At 46.4% G+C, this 14,190-nt stretch carries 13 protein-coding genes; all 13 read right to left on the bottom strand.

Translation table 11 applies throughout. The annotated features are described in order from the left end of the window. Positions 1-7 precede the first annotated feature (7 nt). Positions 8-1,096: a 3-phosphoserine/phosphohydroxythreonine transaminase gene (serC, locus tag P5G61_RS05575; RefSeq protein ID WP_301245293.1), complete on the bottom strand. Its 1,089-nt coding sequence runs from the start codon at positions 1,094-1,096 to the stop codon at positions 8-10. A gap of 233 nt (positions 1,097-1,329) precedes the next feature. Then, entirely contained in the window at positions 1,330-2,754 is a 1,425-nt protein-coding gene (gene glnA / locus P5G61_RS05570; protein ID WP_063564243.1) for a type I glutamate--ammonia ligase, read from the bottom strand. A 414-nt stretch (positions 2,755-3,168) separates the two neighbouring features. Further along, a complete protein-coding gene (gene aroF / locus P5G61_RS05565; protein ID WP_301245287.1) occupies positions 3,169-4,233 on the bottom strand; it encodes a 3-deoxy-7-phosphoheptulonate synthase in 1,065 nt (354 codons plus the stop codon). Positions 4,234-4,462: 229 nt separating this feature from the next. Then, a complete protein-coding gene (locus P5G61_RS05560) occupies positions 4,463-5,416 on the bottom strand; it encodes a 4-hydroxy-3-methylbut-2-enyl diphosphate reductase (protein ID WP_076289892.1) in 954 nt (317 codons plus the stop codon). Between the two features lie 68 nt (positions 5,417-5,484). After that, positions 5,485-6,945 carry a sensor histidine kinase gene (locus P5G61_RS05555; protein WP_024629039.1) on the bottom strand — a complete coding sequence of 487 codons (1,461 nt, stop codon included), beginning with the start codon at positions 6,943-6,945 and terminating at the stop codon, positions 5,485-5,487. Between the two features lies 1 nt (position 6,946). After that, positions 6,947-7,636, bottom strand: coding sequence for a response regulator transcription factor (locus P5G61_RS05550; protein WP_024629038.1), 690 nt, complete (start codon positions 7,634-7,636; stop codon positions 6,947-6,949). A gap of 193 nt (positions 7,637-7,829) precedes the next feature. Further along, complete coding sequence (locus tag P5G61_RS05545) at positions 7,830-9,524, bottom strand: S1C family serine protease (RefSeq protein WP_301245284.1); 1,695 nt, start codon at positions 9,522-9,524, stop codon at positions 7,830-7,832. A gap of 147 nt (positions 9,525-9,671) precedes the next feature. After that, positions 9,672-10,334 (bottom strand): response regulator, encoded by a 663-nt coding sequence (locus P5G61_RS05540; RefSeq protein WP_301245283.1) that lies wholly within the window; start codon positions 10,332-10,334, stop codon positions 9,672-9,674. After that, a complete protein-coding gene (locus P5G61_RS05535; protein WP_301245281.1) occupies positions 10,331-11,368 on the bottom strand; it encodes a HAMP domain-containing sensor histidine kinase in 1,038 nt (345 codons plus the stop codon). Before P5G61_RS05535 ends, P5G61_RS05540 begins: the two co-directional genes overlap by 4 nt. A gap of 3 nt (positions 11,369-11,371) precedes the next feature. After that, positions 11,372-12,427, bottom strand: coding sequence for a cell wall-active antibiotics response protein LiaF (liaF, locus tag P5G61_RS05530; protein ID WP_301245279.1), 1,056 nt, complete (start codon positions 12,425-12,427; stop codon positions 11,372-11,374). Positions 12,428-12,613: 186 nt separating this feature from the next. Continuing rightward, positions 12,614-12,844 carry a hypothetical protein gene (locus P5G61_RS05525; RefSeq protein WP_301245277.1) on the bottom strand — a complete coding sequence of 77 codons (231 nt, stop codon included), beginning with the start codon at positions 12,842-12,844 and terminating at the stop codon, positions 12,614-12,616. Between the two features lie 112 nt (positions 12,845-12,956). After that, positions 12,957-13,499, bottom strand: a complete 543-nt coding sequence (locus P5G61_RS05520) for a 3D domain-containing protein (RefSeq protein ID WP_435874076.1) — start codon at positions 13,497-13,499, stop codon at positions 12,957-12,959. 453 nt (positions 13,500-13,952) lie between these two features. Further along, a partial coding sequence (locus P5G61_RS05515; RefSeq protein ID WP_301245273.1) for a transposase occupies positions 13,953-14,190 on the bottom strand: 238 nt, incomplete at its 5' end.

Below are 14,190 nucleotides of genomic sequence, written 5' to 3'. Positions count from 1 at the left end.
CAGTCATTTATCCATTAGTCTTCTGGAAGTGGCTCATAAAGTCCGTAAGTGCCTTAACACTTTCATATGGTGCAGCATTGTAAATGGAAGCACGCAGGCCACCCACACTGCGATGCCCTTTCAGACCAACAAAACCTTCTTGCTCCGAAGCCTTGATGAACTGTTTCTCCAAATCCTCATTAGCCAGACGGAAGGTCACATTCATCAGGGAACGATCTGCCGGATCTACACAACCACGGTAGAAGTCTCCGGAGGAATCGATAGTATTATAGAGCAATTCTGCTTTCTTCACGTTCTTCTGTTCAATTCCAGCCAATCCACCTTGTTCCTCAATCCACTTCAGAACCTCATTCACCATGTATACGGAGAAGGACGGAGGTGTATTATAGAGAGAATTATTGTCCACATGTGTACTATAACGGAGCATAGTCGGAATCGTTTTAGGAGATTCACTCACCATTTCTTCACGGGCAATAACAACCGTAATCCCTGATGGACCCAGGTTCTTCTGTGCACCTGCATAGATCATGCCGAATTGATTCAGATCAAACGGTTTGCAGAAAATGTCACTCGACATGTCGGCAATAAGTGGAACTGAACCGGTATCCGGGAATGACTTGAATTGTGTGCCCTCAATCGTTTCGTTAGATGTCAAATGAACATAAGCTGTGCGATCCGGTAAACTAAGATTCGACACATCCGGTAATTTCATATATTTATCCGCTTCGGAAGATGCAGCGACCTGTGTCTCCCCAATCAGTTTCGCCTCAGACAGCGCCTTCTTGGCCCAGCTGCCTGTCATGACGTAACTGGCTGTCTGCCCTTCTCCGAGCAAGTTCATCGGCAGCATGGCGAACTGAGTGCTGGCTCCGCCCTGCAAGAAGAGAACCTTATATCCTTTGGGATTGCCTAGAAGAGACAACAAACGCTCCTGAGCTTCATTATGTACAGATTCGTACACTGCCCCACGGTGAGACATCTCCATAATCGACATTCCCGTGTTACGAAAATCAACAAATTCTGCCTGAGCACGCTCCAATACCTCAAGTGGTAACGCCGCAGGTCCTGCATTAAAATTATACGCTCTCTTTGTCACAAAATCCCCCGCCCTTTCCATCCGTAGCTGACATATGAAGTGAATATTATCGCTATGATATCAGTATTCCCTATCTGCTTCAAGGGCAATAAGCACCGAAGCTGCGAATCAGGGTTATCAAATTCCTTTATCACCCTGCAAAGTTAATGCACTACATCGTTTGTTTCAAGGAAAAGCCTCCGAGAGCGAGTCCCGGAGGCTTTACATTGGGAACAGTTTCTGTTCCGACCGGATTAGCAGTCGAAGTAGAGGCTGTACTCATGCGGATGAATGCGGATTGCTACTGCTTTCGCTTCGTCACGTTTGAGGTTGATATAGTTTTCAATGAATTCTTTTGTGAAGACGCCGCCCTCAGTCAAGAATTCGTTGTCCGCTGCCAGAGCGTCAAGCGCTTCTTCCAGGGAAGCTGGCACACTGCGGATATTTTCTTTGTCTGCATCAGACAAATCATAGATGTTTTTGTCGAGCGGACCATATCCAAGCTCAGTTGGGTTGATTTTGCGTTTGATACCATCCAGACCCGCCATCAGCATTGCAGCGAACGCCAGGTAAGGGTTAGCTGTGGAGTCCGGTGTACGGAACTCGATCCGACAACCTTTCGGTGTCACCGCTGCAACCGGAATACGTACGGCTGCAGAACGGTTACCTTTGGAATAAACCAGGTTAACCGGTGCTTCATAACCAGGTACGAGACGTTTGAAAGAGTTCGTACTAGGGTTAGTCAAAGCAATCAGAGCTGGTGCGTGATACAAAATCCCTCCGATGTAGTGCAGAGCCATTTCACTCAGGTTTGCATATCCCGCTTTGTCATAGAACAATGGGGAATCGCCATCGAAGATGGATTGGTGAACGTGCATTCCGCTACCATTGTCACCAAACAGTGGTTTTGGCATGAATGTTGCTACTTTACCATATTGACGTGCAGTGTTATGCACGATGTATTTGTATACAAGCAGGTTATCTGCTGTTTTCTTCAACGTATCAAAACGGAAGTTGATTTCGGCTTGACCTGCTGTCGCTACTTCGTGGTGATGACGCTCGATCGACAGGCCGGCTTCTTCCAAAATGCGACACATTTCACTACGAATATCTTGTTGTGTATCCACTGGAGCTACAGGAACATATCCGCCTTTAGTGCGAACTTTGAAGCCAAGGTTACCGCCGTCTTCCTTACGGTTGGTGTTCCATGAAGCTTCTTCGGAATCTACGAAATAGGAAGAGCTGTTCGTGCCGCTCTCATAACGTACATCGTCGAAGATGAAGAATTCGGATTCAGGTGCGAAGAATGCTGCTGTACCTACTCCACTTTCTTTCAGGAACTCTTCCGCTTTGACTGCGATACCACGTGGGTCACGCTCATAACGCTCGCCATCCGGAGTGAAAATATCACACATAACATTCAAGGTAGGGTGTGCTGTGAACGGATCGACAAAAGTCGCTTCAGGGTCTGGAATCATAACCATATCGGACTCTTCAATTCCGCGGAAACCTTGAATAGAAGAACCATCAAAGGCTACTCCATTTACAAAAGTGTCTGCGTCAACTGCCGAAGCTGGTAACGAGATGTGGTGCGCACGACCGGATAAATCTACAAAACGAAAATCTACCCACTCGATGTTGTTCTCTTGAATTGATTTCAATACGTTTTCAACCGACATGTATTCGTCCTCCCAAATATTCCGAACATTAAACAACCCCGCTAAGAAAATGTCCATATTCGAATTTTTTTCTGTCGTCATTATAAAATCTCAAATGTGACATCGTCAATACTTATGTAAGGTATTTTTTGCGAGTATGTAAGCTATGCTTACATTTTATAAACCTATGAATTTCACTTAACAACGTATATAAACCACATTTAACTGGTTTAATGCGGTAAAGCAAGGCTATAATTAACCTAAATTATGGAAATAACATTACATCATAAATGTTTCTTATCACCTATGATTAATAAATGCGTTCAAAGCTCCAAATAACATAAAAACCGGACATTTTGTCCTAACCCCTTTCTCATTGAACGGAGCCAGGACAGATGCCCGGATGATATATAATACCTATACGATGAAGATCAGTTATACGCCCACTCGTGCCGGAAAGAAGTCAGCCGGCTGTTTGGCTGTGTTGAATGTTTTACCCACGATTGGTGCCAATTTCTCCAGATCCTGAAGCAGGTTGGCAAATTGGTCAGGGAACAGAGACTGCACGCCGTCACCCGTCATAGAGTTATCCGGATCTGTATGCATTTCGATAATTAGGCCGTTAGCACCAGCAGCAACAGAAGCCTTCGTCATCGGTTCAACCAGTTCACGACGACCAGTACCATGGCTTGGATCCGAAATGACTGGCAGATGGCTGAGAGACTGCAGAACAGGGATAGCCGACAGATCGAGCGTATTACGTGTGTAGGATTCGAATGTACGAATACCACGCTCACACAGCATTACATTCGGGTTGCCACCCGCAAGGATGTATTCAGCCGCATTTAACAGCTCATCATAAGTTGCACTGAAACCACGTTTCAGCAATACCGGTTTGCCACACTCACCCAATTTGCGCAGCAAATCGAAGTTCTGCATATTACGTGTACCTACTTGCAGAATGTCCGCGTACTCGGCACAAATATCCACATATTCAGGCGTCATGACTTCTGTTATGGTCAACAGGTCATGCTTCTTACCTGCTTCTGCCATCATGATCAGACCTTCAACACCCGTTCCCTGGAAGCTGTATGGACCTGTACGTGGCTTAAATGCACCACCGCGCAGCACCTGCCCACCAGCAGCCTTAACCAATCCGGCAATCTCATCAATCTGTGCGGCTGATTCAACTGCACAAGGTCCACCCATAACGACGAGTTCTTTCCCGCCAATATCTACACCTTTGATGGAGATTACAGTATCTTGAGGATGGAAGTCACGGCTTGCCAATTTGTAGGATTTCGAAATTTTGACGACATTCTCCACACCTTTCATTTGACGGAGATGCTCTGCCATTTTCGGCTCTACTTTTCCAATCAGACCAATGATGGTCCGGTCTTCCCCACGAGAGATATGAACCTGAAGTCCTTCCTTCTCAATTGTAGCGACGATATCCTGAATATGTTCCTCCGGAGTAGCTTTACCTGCAATAACGATCATTATAATTCCCATCCTTCCTTGTATGAGAGCGCCTTAGCGTCTGATTTAATCCCCAAAACTCTTCTTCACTTAAACGCTTGTTCGCTTTTAAGCTTTTAATCACTAAAGCAAATATAACATATTCACCCTTTTCAGTCAAGCCGGCTCTTATCCACCTCAAAAAAAAGAATCCAGCAGCCAGCCACCGGATTTCGGCTCTGTACTGCAGGATTCTTATAATGATGTTCCTTTACGTTGTACGCGTCTTTTCCCTTACAGGAGGGAGCAGCTTACTCATATTCACCGTACGCTTGATTTCCCACGTTTCCGGCTTGTCATGTTCATACTGCTCCAGATACAGGATGACTTCCTTCGTGATCGGTGTTGGCGTTGAAGCGCCTGAAGTAACCGCCACCTTATTCACACCTTTCAGCCATTCCTGCTGAATCTCAGCCACATCGGATACACGATATGCCGTAACCCCCGCAATTTCCTCCGATACTTGTGCAAGCCGGTTGGAGTTATTACTGCGAGGATCACCTACAACGATGACCAGATCTGCCTGCCCTGCCTGTTCAGCAACAGCTTCCTGCCGAACTTGGGTAGCCAAGCATATCTCATTATGAATTTCAGCGCCCGGATACTTCTCCAGAAGACGGCTCATAATGTGTTTAATATCCCATTGGCTCATCGTAGTCTGATTCGTAATAAGGATTTTGCCGGGAGGTACGTTCAGTCCGTCGATCTCCTCTTCCTTCTCGATCAAATGAACATGATCGGGCGCAACACCAACAGCCCCTTCAGGCTCTGGATGATTCTTTTTCCCAATATAGATAATATCATAGCCTTCAGCCGTCTTCTCCCGAATCAGGTCATGGGTCTTGGTTACATCCGGACATGTTGCATCCACTGTAGTCAAACCTTTATCACGTGCCATCTTGCGCACTTCCGGAGACACACCATGGGCCGTAAAGATCACTGTTCCACTCTCTACCTGGCTCAAAATATCAATCCGATTCGGACCGTCCAGTGTAATAATACCCTCATCTTCAAAAGAATCCGTCACATGTTGGTTATGCACAATCATACCTAATATATAAATAGGCCGTGGTAGGTCCAGATTGCGTGCCGCCTGGCGCGCCAACACCATCGCATCCACAACTCCGTAACAATATCCCCGCGGCGAAATTCGCAGAACTTCCACTTGGTTGCCACCCGCTTTCTTTCTCGGCAAAGATAGCCGATGTAATTGCAGTCCTGTCTATTATAACCTTATTCGATAGGCGGAGCAAAGACAACCGGCAACCAAATGATAAAGGTCGTTCCTTCTCCACGCCGGGTTACCACCTCGACAGATCCATGGTGCTCCTCAATGATCCATTTGGCAATCGACAGCCCCAGGCCTATGCCTGGTGTGGCCCCACGTGATTCATCTGCCCGATAGAATCGGTCAAAGATAAACGGAACTTCATCCCGATCCATTCCGATCCCCGTATCACTGATACGAAGCCCTACCTGACCTTTATAGAGTATCGCATCAAGCGTAACCGAACCATCCGGAGTGTACTTGAAAGCATTCTCGATAAAAATAAACAGCATCTGCTGCAAATAGTCCTTGCTGCCGTTTACATATATGCCATTCAGAATCGATAGGTCTCCTGGACGCCAGTCTGCCTGATGGTCAAGGAATTGCGATCTGCGAGCCACTTCCTGCACCAGAATTTGCAACGGGATCGGATTCAGTTCGATTTTCTGTCCTGTATCGGCTCTGGCCAACGACAGCATGTCGCTGATCAGCCTGCTCATGCGTTTGCCTTCATCCGCCATATCCTCTATCGCTTCAAGCGACATTTGTTTAACCGTTTCTTCATCCAGATTCGGTCGGTCTGTGCTCTCCTGATCCCACAGCTTCTTGAGGAAATCCACATTGCCACGGATCGTAGTCAGCGGTGTACGCAGCTCATGAGAGGCATCAGACACAAATCTGCGCTGGGCTTTATTCGTTTCTTCCAGGCCCCGGAATGACAGCTCTGTTCGTTCCAGCATATTATTGACTGTTTCAATCAGACGTCCAATCTCATCCTTGGGACCCGTGTACTGTATGCGCACGCTGAGATCATCCCCAGACTGAATCTGATTAGCCGCATCAATTACATTGACGAGTGGCCGCATGGATTTACGAGCAAGAACCAGACCCGAAGTAATCGCAAGTGCCATCGCGACAAGCCAGCCAAAAACCAAAATATTGCGCAGAGCTTCCAGCAATCGCTCCTGGGAACTAACATTGGCCCCGACTTGAAGGAGCCCCCTTATTTCATTGGTTCCCTGAAGAGACAAGGGCTGCTGGTTCACCAAGAAAGGGGTCCCGTTCACATAGATCTTGGATATCCCACGCTTTTTCTGGATCTCATTGGATTTCACAACGGGAAATTGAATCTGAAGCTTCTCCATATTGCCTGATATTTTGCCAGATCTGCTCTGGTAGTCCCACAACTGGATGTAAATTTGAGCTTCCTGAAGCTGACTTTCCGTAAAAGGGTCCAGGTCCAGTGACTGTGAAAGCGGATTGACACCAATCTGATTCGTAATGCGTTCACTTTTATCTTTCAGCTGCTGTTCCACTTCTTGATACGTATTAAAATAAACAAAAGCGTAGATTACAACTCCCCAAAAAATGAGTACGGCTGCCAAGATGCCTGAATACCACGCGGTTAATCTTAACCGAATGGACATGTCAGGAGTCACCTCTCAAAATATAGCCGGCTCCCCGGATGGTCTGGATCAAGCGTTTGCCGCCGTATTCTTCGGTTTTTTGTCTGAGCATGGCAATATACACTTCGAGCACATTGGATTCACCACTGTAATCATAACCCCAGATTTTATCCATAATCAGATCACGGGACAGCACACGTTTCGGATTTTGCATGAACAGATTCAGCAATTCGAACTCCTTGGCAGTCAGTTCCAGACGCTGACCGTCACGCAACACCTCACGAGAATCATTATCCAGAATAATATCCTCATACATAAGACGATTATCAGGCGTGTCTACCATATCTGCTTTACGACGCAGTAAGGCACGGACACGAGCCAACAATTCTTCAAGTGCAAACGGCTTCACGAGATAATCATCTGCACCTGTATCAAGCCCGATTACCCGGCTCTGTACTTCATCTTTGGCTGTGAGCATCAGCACGGGCACCTTGCTCCCTGCTTCCCTGAGTCTGCGGCATACTTCAAACCCGTCAATTTGCGGCATCATGACATCAAGAACCACAATATCCGGCTCTTTATCCATCAGCTTACTAAGGCCCTCCGCTCCATTGGAAGCCGTCTGTACATCATATCCTTCGAAAGCCAGTCCCCGCCGAAGCATGGACACAATTTTTTCATCATCATCCACAATCAGAATAGTTGAGCGCATGGTCTTTCTCCTTTATCCCTTAACGTTTTAATCCCATTGTAACAGGCAAAAGCGCAATCTGCATCTTCTCCAAATACCTTGCTGCTTTTCAAGTCCATCCTGGATGTAGTCCAAGCTTATATAGGGCAAAAAAAGCGAAAGGGCCAACGAACCCTTCCGCTCTTCTGTACCTTATTCTATAACCCAAGTTTCATTATGGTTGTTGCTGCTGTTGTTGATCCGTCGTTTGTGTAGTATCGTAATCGTTTTTGTTGCCGATTTTGATTTTCACATCCATTTTTTTACCGTCCCGAACAACACTCAGTGTCACTTCGCTGCCAATTTCCTGTTTCTTGATGAAATCAATCAAATCCTGGCTTGTGCTGTATGCCGTACCGTTGGCACCTGTGATGATGTCATAAGCACGCAGGTCTGCTTGGTAAGCAGGGGATTGATAGATCGTGCTGGCTACAACAGAACCTTCAGTGATGTCAGTTCCCATCTGTTTAGCCACTTCAGGCGTGAGGGCCATCAGAGATGCACCAATGAACGGTACCGGCTCTTTGGGAACTTCTTTGTTTTCTTTCAGATATTTAACAGCATCCGAGATTACACTCGAAGGAATGGCAAATCCAATGCCCTGTGCATCTGCGCTAACTGCCACGTTCATACCAATGACTTCACCATTGAGGTTAAGCAATGGTCCACCGGAGTTACCCGGATTAATGGAAGCATCCGTTTGTAACAAGTGGCTGTACTCACGAGTTTTGCCTGTTTCTTCGTCTGGAATGCTGATGGTACGTTCTTTCGCACTCAACACACCTGCGGTAACCGTGTGTTCAAATCCTTCCGGGTTACCAATGGCTACAAGCCATTCACCCACTTGTGTACTGTTGGAATCACCCAGTGGAGCGACAGGGAAAGCATCATCGCCACTGTTTTTCTCGATTTTCAATACAGCAAGGTCAAGATCGAAGCTGCTTCCAAGCAATTTCGCTTCATACGGTTTGCTGTTGTTCTCCAGCGTGACCTGAATCACATCTGCACCCTGAACCACGTGTTGGTTCGTCAGGATATATCCTTCTTTGTCAAAAATAAATCCGGAGCCAATACCGAGCGGGACCAACTGATTGCTGCTTTGTTGCTGTTGCTGCTGATTTTGACCTTGGTAGCTATCTGTTCCGCCATTGCTTCCATTACCAAAGAAGTATTGGTACAATGGATCGCTCATCGTAGAACCGCCTTGGCTGCTGCTACGTGAGGACTGCTTGGCGAGCGTTTCAATTTTGACGACAGCCGGACTCGTACTCGTTACCACGGAGGAAACATCCTCTTTACCGGTTGGAAGCAATGACGCTGTCACATTATTGCTGCTGCCCGAATTGGTAGGTGAAGATGACGTACTGGTGCTTTCATTTTCAGCACTTGTGAGCGCTTCCTGCGGTGTAAACATATTTGTTCTGTCCGCTGTATACATCAATACTGTGATGACCAGCATCCCGGCGATAAAAGAGAACAAAAGCGATCTTACGGAAGAACGTGGCCGACGGTTATTATAATTCCAATTGCCATTGTTCTTGCCGCCATTCCCCTGATCTCCTCCGTTGCCTGAACCATTGCCGCCCCCTCTGGATGAGGTATGGGCTTGATCCGATGATTCGTTATTGTAGTTACTGTAGTAAGTAGGCACTGGCTTCACGGGGTCAGGTCTTGTAATCTCTACATTTCCTTCTTCACGTTGACTATGTTCCCCATTATAACTTGCTGTATCTTCCTGATTCACGGACTGAAAAGGTCCATAAGAATAATAATAGGAGGAATCGTCCGTCCCGGATGAATTGCGATTCTCCGCTTGTTTAGTTTCATTTTCCTCGTCTTGACGGTTCGCTCTGTAATTACGTTCGTCCATGCCTCTCTACCTCCCAATCTCTTATCGCAAGAGATATTCTTTAACTGTCCTTATTTTGTACTTTAAACCTTAACCGTACCTTAAAAACAATTAAAAAGGAGATAAAAGCACACTGTTATAGAACATTTTCCCCGCCAAATCTGCATTCTAACCCTTATTCTTCACCCAGCCCTGACGATGAGCGTATATCGCCAGTTGTGTCCGATCGTCCATTTCACATTTCATTAGCAGATTGCTTACATGAGTTTTGACGGTTTTGATACTAATATGTAGTTCTTCCCCAATGTCCTTATTGGTCTTGCCCTCTGCAATCAGCAAGAGAACTTCCTTTTCCCGTTCTGTCAGACCGGATTCATTCTCTCTTGCTGTACGCTGTCTGATGCCACGGGTCAGTGCCTGTGATACATCACCTGTCATAACAGGCATACCCCGGTATGCGCCTTGCAAAGCATAGATCAACTCGTCGGCCGAAACTGTCTTCAGCACATAACTGACCGCTCCGGCTTCAATCGCCTGGACCACAAGATCATCCTCCAGAAAACTGGTCAACATCACAATTTTCAATCCCGGAAACTCCGTCATGATCGCTTTTGTCGCTTCGGCACCATTCATCACCGGCATCATCAGGTCCATCAGGATCAGGTCAGGCAGTTCACTTTGACCCAGCTTGCGCAGCTGATTCAATGCATCCTGTCCGTTACCGGCTTCCCCCATCACATGAAATGTGGGCTCCAGCATTAAATACGTCTTTAACCCCATTCGCACCATATCATGGTCATCCACAATCATTACATTCACTTTTCCGCTCATTCCGTTTCCTCCTCTGGATCTTTCGGAAATTTCGGGATAAATACCCGCACCGTTGTCCCCGCTCCCGGCTTCGATATAATCTGAACCTGCCCGCCAAGCTTCTCTGCCCGTTCACGCATCGTTGATAATCCATATGAACCGGGCCGTTCTGCTTGTTGTAAGAAACCTTGGCCATCATCACTGATGCTCATACTGATCTGATGCTCACTTTCACGTATGGACAGGCTGACCAAACCTGCTTCCGCATGTTTTACTACATTGGCAACCGCTTCCTGAATAACAAGAAACAGCTGGTGCTCAATGGCATCGGAAATTCCGCCATCCAGTTCCAGCTCTTTCACTCCTTTGAGTCCGTTCTGCCTGCAATAATCTGGGAACCAGCTATCCAGTGCTGCGGTGAGATCCCTTCCCTCCAGCTCCACTGGGCGAAGCTGGGCAATAAGTCCGCGCATCTGCCGCTGTGCGATATGCGACATCTGAATTAGTTGATCCAGCACTTTGCTGCCATGCTCGGGATTCATCTCCAGCAGACGTGGTAAGGAGGAAGCCGACATATGCATGGCGAACAGCTGCTGGCTGACCGTATCATGCAAATCTCTTGCCATCCGTTTGCGCTCTTCAATCACAGCGCGTTCCGATGCCTGTTCCTTCTCAATGACTTCCTGCTCACCGAGCCGCTGAAGCAATCTCATTTTTTTCTCAATCGAGTCCATCATGACATTAAATTCCTGATATACCCGTCCGAAGGAGGCATCATCTGCCTCAGGCATTCGAACGGTGAGATTACCCTTGGATACTTTCAGCATATTGAGATCCAGAAGATCGATTTTGCGTTGAAGCCGCAGGGCAGCAATATACCCGGTGATTACGGTAGCCAGTAGAACAACAGCAACATAGGTCCACGCACGCTGATGCCCTGTTCCCATCAGCACTTCCCCGTACAGCAAGTAAAATCCGCCCAAAGTAATGAGCCCGGTCAGCGCAAAATACATCATCAGTTCCCACTTATTTGCCTTGAGAATCGTTCGAATCATGCGTTAACCCACCTTATTCACTTTGACATCTCCAATAAACACACTCACAACAATCCGTACTTTTTTTCCAGCTTCGCGGTAATGCGCCGTTTCAGCCTGAGCACTGCTTAGGAATCCACCACGTTTTTGATTTAACAGGGACATGTCTCCGATAAACGAGTTCGTCGTCACGGTCACACCCAGATCCATATCTTCCGGTACAAATACCTTTACATCACCAATAAAAGAGGAAATGTTAATCTTCGTCTCACCGTAAGGTATTTGCGCCTTCGTCAAATCAATAACCGTATCGCCAATAAACGCCGAAATGTTCATCGGTTTCAGCGAGAACACTTCCTGTCCCATATACAGATCGCCGATAAATGCTGATTTGTTAATCGTATTTCCATTGCCACCATAATAATTGGAATCATCATCATAATTGTCATCGTCAGCAAATGTTCCATAATTTTTTTTGTTTGAGCCGTAACCTTTATGCTTGTGGTGTTGATGGTGATGCTGATGGTGTTGATGTCCGTGTGATTTATGGTCTTCCTTATCTGTATAAAATGAGCCATGCAAATCATTCTTTTGTTCCTGTTTCGGTTTGCCGAATGTCTTCTCGAACTGTTCATCAAACGAAGACGGCATCTCCAGATCCTCAGGGGACAACGGCTTATACGGTTGCTCCGGTGGAGGTGGAGGCGGCTGTACTTGATCATGATGCTTCCGGTCACGACGACGGGGTCCAATCAGAACAAATAAGCCCCCACCAATTAGCATCACCGGGATCAGATAGCGAATGAACTCACCCATAGAGTAATCAATCCATCCCAGATTACGTGCCAGAAAGTATCCACCAATCGCCAGGACTATGGCAGGTCCAATCAATGCATGACTCCCATTGCGCCGAATGTCGGTTATTCCCTTTACACCCCACCAAATCAAAAATAACGGCCAATATGTTCTGAACATGTATCCTATATCAATGTCATAGCCCAATTGCCTGAACAATATTATTGCGCCAATCGCAATAAGGGGTATGCCAACCCACCAGCGGTCCCGCGTAGATCGTTTCATCGCTCATGTCTCCTTTGTCTGTATTCTGTATCCAGTTTACATCAGACAAGAGTTGGTTAACAGCGGCGGCAGATGGAATTGATCTCGGTCTCCAGACGGAGGCTGAAGGATATTTATGTAAAAGTTACTTGCAAGCCCAAATTAAAAACACCCCGGAGCTACCGCTCCAGGGTGCTGAAAATTTATTTATTTTTGAAATTTTCCTGCTTTGCCGACTTGGCTTGTTTGGCCTGTTTGGCCTGTTTGGCCTGTGTTTTCCACACCAAATTCAGCATTGAATTTTTCATCAGGTGTTTTGAAATTTTCCTGTACTTTGTTTTGCTCGGATTGTTTTACTTTGTTTGCTACGTTTTCTTGTCCAAACTCCTCATTGTACTTCTCGTTTGGTGTTTGGAATCCTTGGGATTTCTTAGCCACAACGATCACCTCTCTCTTCATATTTACGCTGCATTGCTGCTGCGCGGGGTTTGTCCCCAGTCCATATTATGTGAAGAGTGCATGGCAGTTATTCATCCATTAAATTCAACAATTAAACGGCCTTGTCCAACCATGAATCCGGTACGGATTTGTACACATCGATGGCTTCCGATAACTCTTCCAGCATTTTTTCAGTGCATTTCCCAGTACCTTGCTTGATCACCTGTACTTCGACGTCCTTTTTGCCCCATTCTTTGTACACTTGCTTTGTTGTAGGGAAATAAAGATCGATTTTATTGCCCTTAATCGCGGAGCCCGTGTCTGCAACGATACCGTAGCCGTAGCCGGGAATATATAAAATGGAACCCAGTGGAAACAGCCTTGGATCAGCTGCAATCGTAGAGACTGTTTCTTTATCGCGGCGCACCTTTACACCTGAATATGTAATGCCATATTGAGGATGTTTAGGTCCTTTGCCGGTTGATTCCACACCTGCAGTGTATCCGGTAGCCGTCACCTTGTGTGTATCCAATACCTGTTCTGTCCGCGGAGCGAGCACCGGCATGGAAGGGTCAACTCCGATCTGCTTCTTCGGTATTTCCGACCGTGGAATAACAATCGGCTGCGGAGACCACATCAAACCCATATAGACCATGGTGGAGAGTTGAGCCTGATCACTGTATGCAAATACCGCCGTTTCTAAATACTCGCCTTCACGCTCACTTGAAGTTTCGTTGTTGCGACTCTCTACGTACAGGACTTCATTTTCCTCTTCAAAGGTATACGCATCTGCCTGATTCAAGCTCACAATAACTCCAGTGAGCACCACACAGCAAGAGATGATAAACCGTATGTTTTTCTTTTGAATTAAAAATTGCTTTTTCATTATAGAACCTCCCCCTTACTGCAAAGGTTTTCCAAAATGAAAAAATTATATACTTTTCTTTATGTAGGCTTCTTAACAGGGTGTCCAGGCAACCTAAAAACAACAAAAACCAGCTAATGTTTGTCAAGCATTTCAGGTTGGATGAGTTTTCTTTTCATGTTATACTTTTTTCGACCAATGCAAATAACCTCCACTGCAATGGAGGTTCTGGTTAAATATGGATTACGCTTGGTAGGGCTGGCCCTTCTTCAAGATGGCGAAAATGTGATGCAACAGCTTGTTTGCGCAGGCGATCACAGCCACCTTGTAGGGCTTGCCCTCGTTTCTTTTTTTCTCGTAGTACGAACGGATTCTTGCATTCGCATTCTTTCGCATTCCACATCGCACCGCTAAATATAGCGAACGTCTGAGCCTTTTAGAGCCTCGTTTCGTAATTCGTGTACTTGTCGCTGTGAACTTT

It is taken from the genome of Paenibacillus vandeheii (assembly GCF_030433635.1).
Classification (GTDB): Bacteria; Bacillota; Bacilli; order Paenibacillales; family Paenibacillaceae; genus Paenibacillus; species Paenibacillus vandeheii.
The sequence above is the reverse complement of the archived record's forward strand: the minus strand, read 5'-3'. Positions and strand labels throughout refer to the sequence as shown.

Bases quoted from the DNA above. Each gene is read 5' to 3' on its own strand.
- aroF (WP_301245287.1), bottom strand. From the start codon at position 4,233: ATGATCGTTATTGCAGGTAAAGCTACTCCGGAGGAACATATTCAGGAT.
- P5G61_RS05555 (WP_024629039.1), bottom strand. From the start codon at position 6,945: ATGTCCATTCGGTTAAGATTAACCGCGTGGTATTCAGGCATCTTGGCA.
- liaF (WP_301245279.1), bottom strand. From the start codon at position 12,427: ATGAAACGATCTACGCGGGACCGCTGGTGGGTTGGCATACCCCTTATT.
- P5G61_RS05520 (WP_435874076.1), bottom strand. From the start codon at position 13,499: ATGGTCTATATGGGTTTGATGTGGTCTCCGCAGCCGATTGTTATTCCA.
- P5G61_RS05545 (WP_301245284.1), bottom strand. From the start codon at position 9,524: ATGGACGAACGTAATTACAGAGCGAACCGTCAAGACGAGGAAAATGAA.
- P5G61_RS05540 (WP_301245283.1), bottom strand. From the start codon at position 10,334: ATGAGCGGAAAAGTGAATGTAATGATTGTGGATGACCATGATATGGTG.
- glnA (WP_063564243.1), bottom strand. From the start codon at position 2,754: ATGTCGGTTGAAAACGTATTGAAATCAATTCAAGAGAACAACATCGAG.
- P5G61_RS05535 (WP_301245281.1), bottom strand. From the start codon at position 11,368: ATGATTCGAACGATTCTCAAGGCAAATAAGTGGGAACTGATGATGTAT.
- P5G61_RS05550 (WP_024629038.1), bottom strand. From the start codon at position 7,636: ATGCGCTCAACTATTCTGATTGTGGATGATGATGAAAAAATTGTGTCC.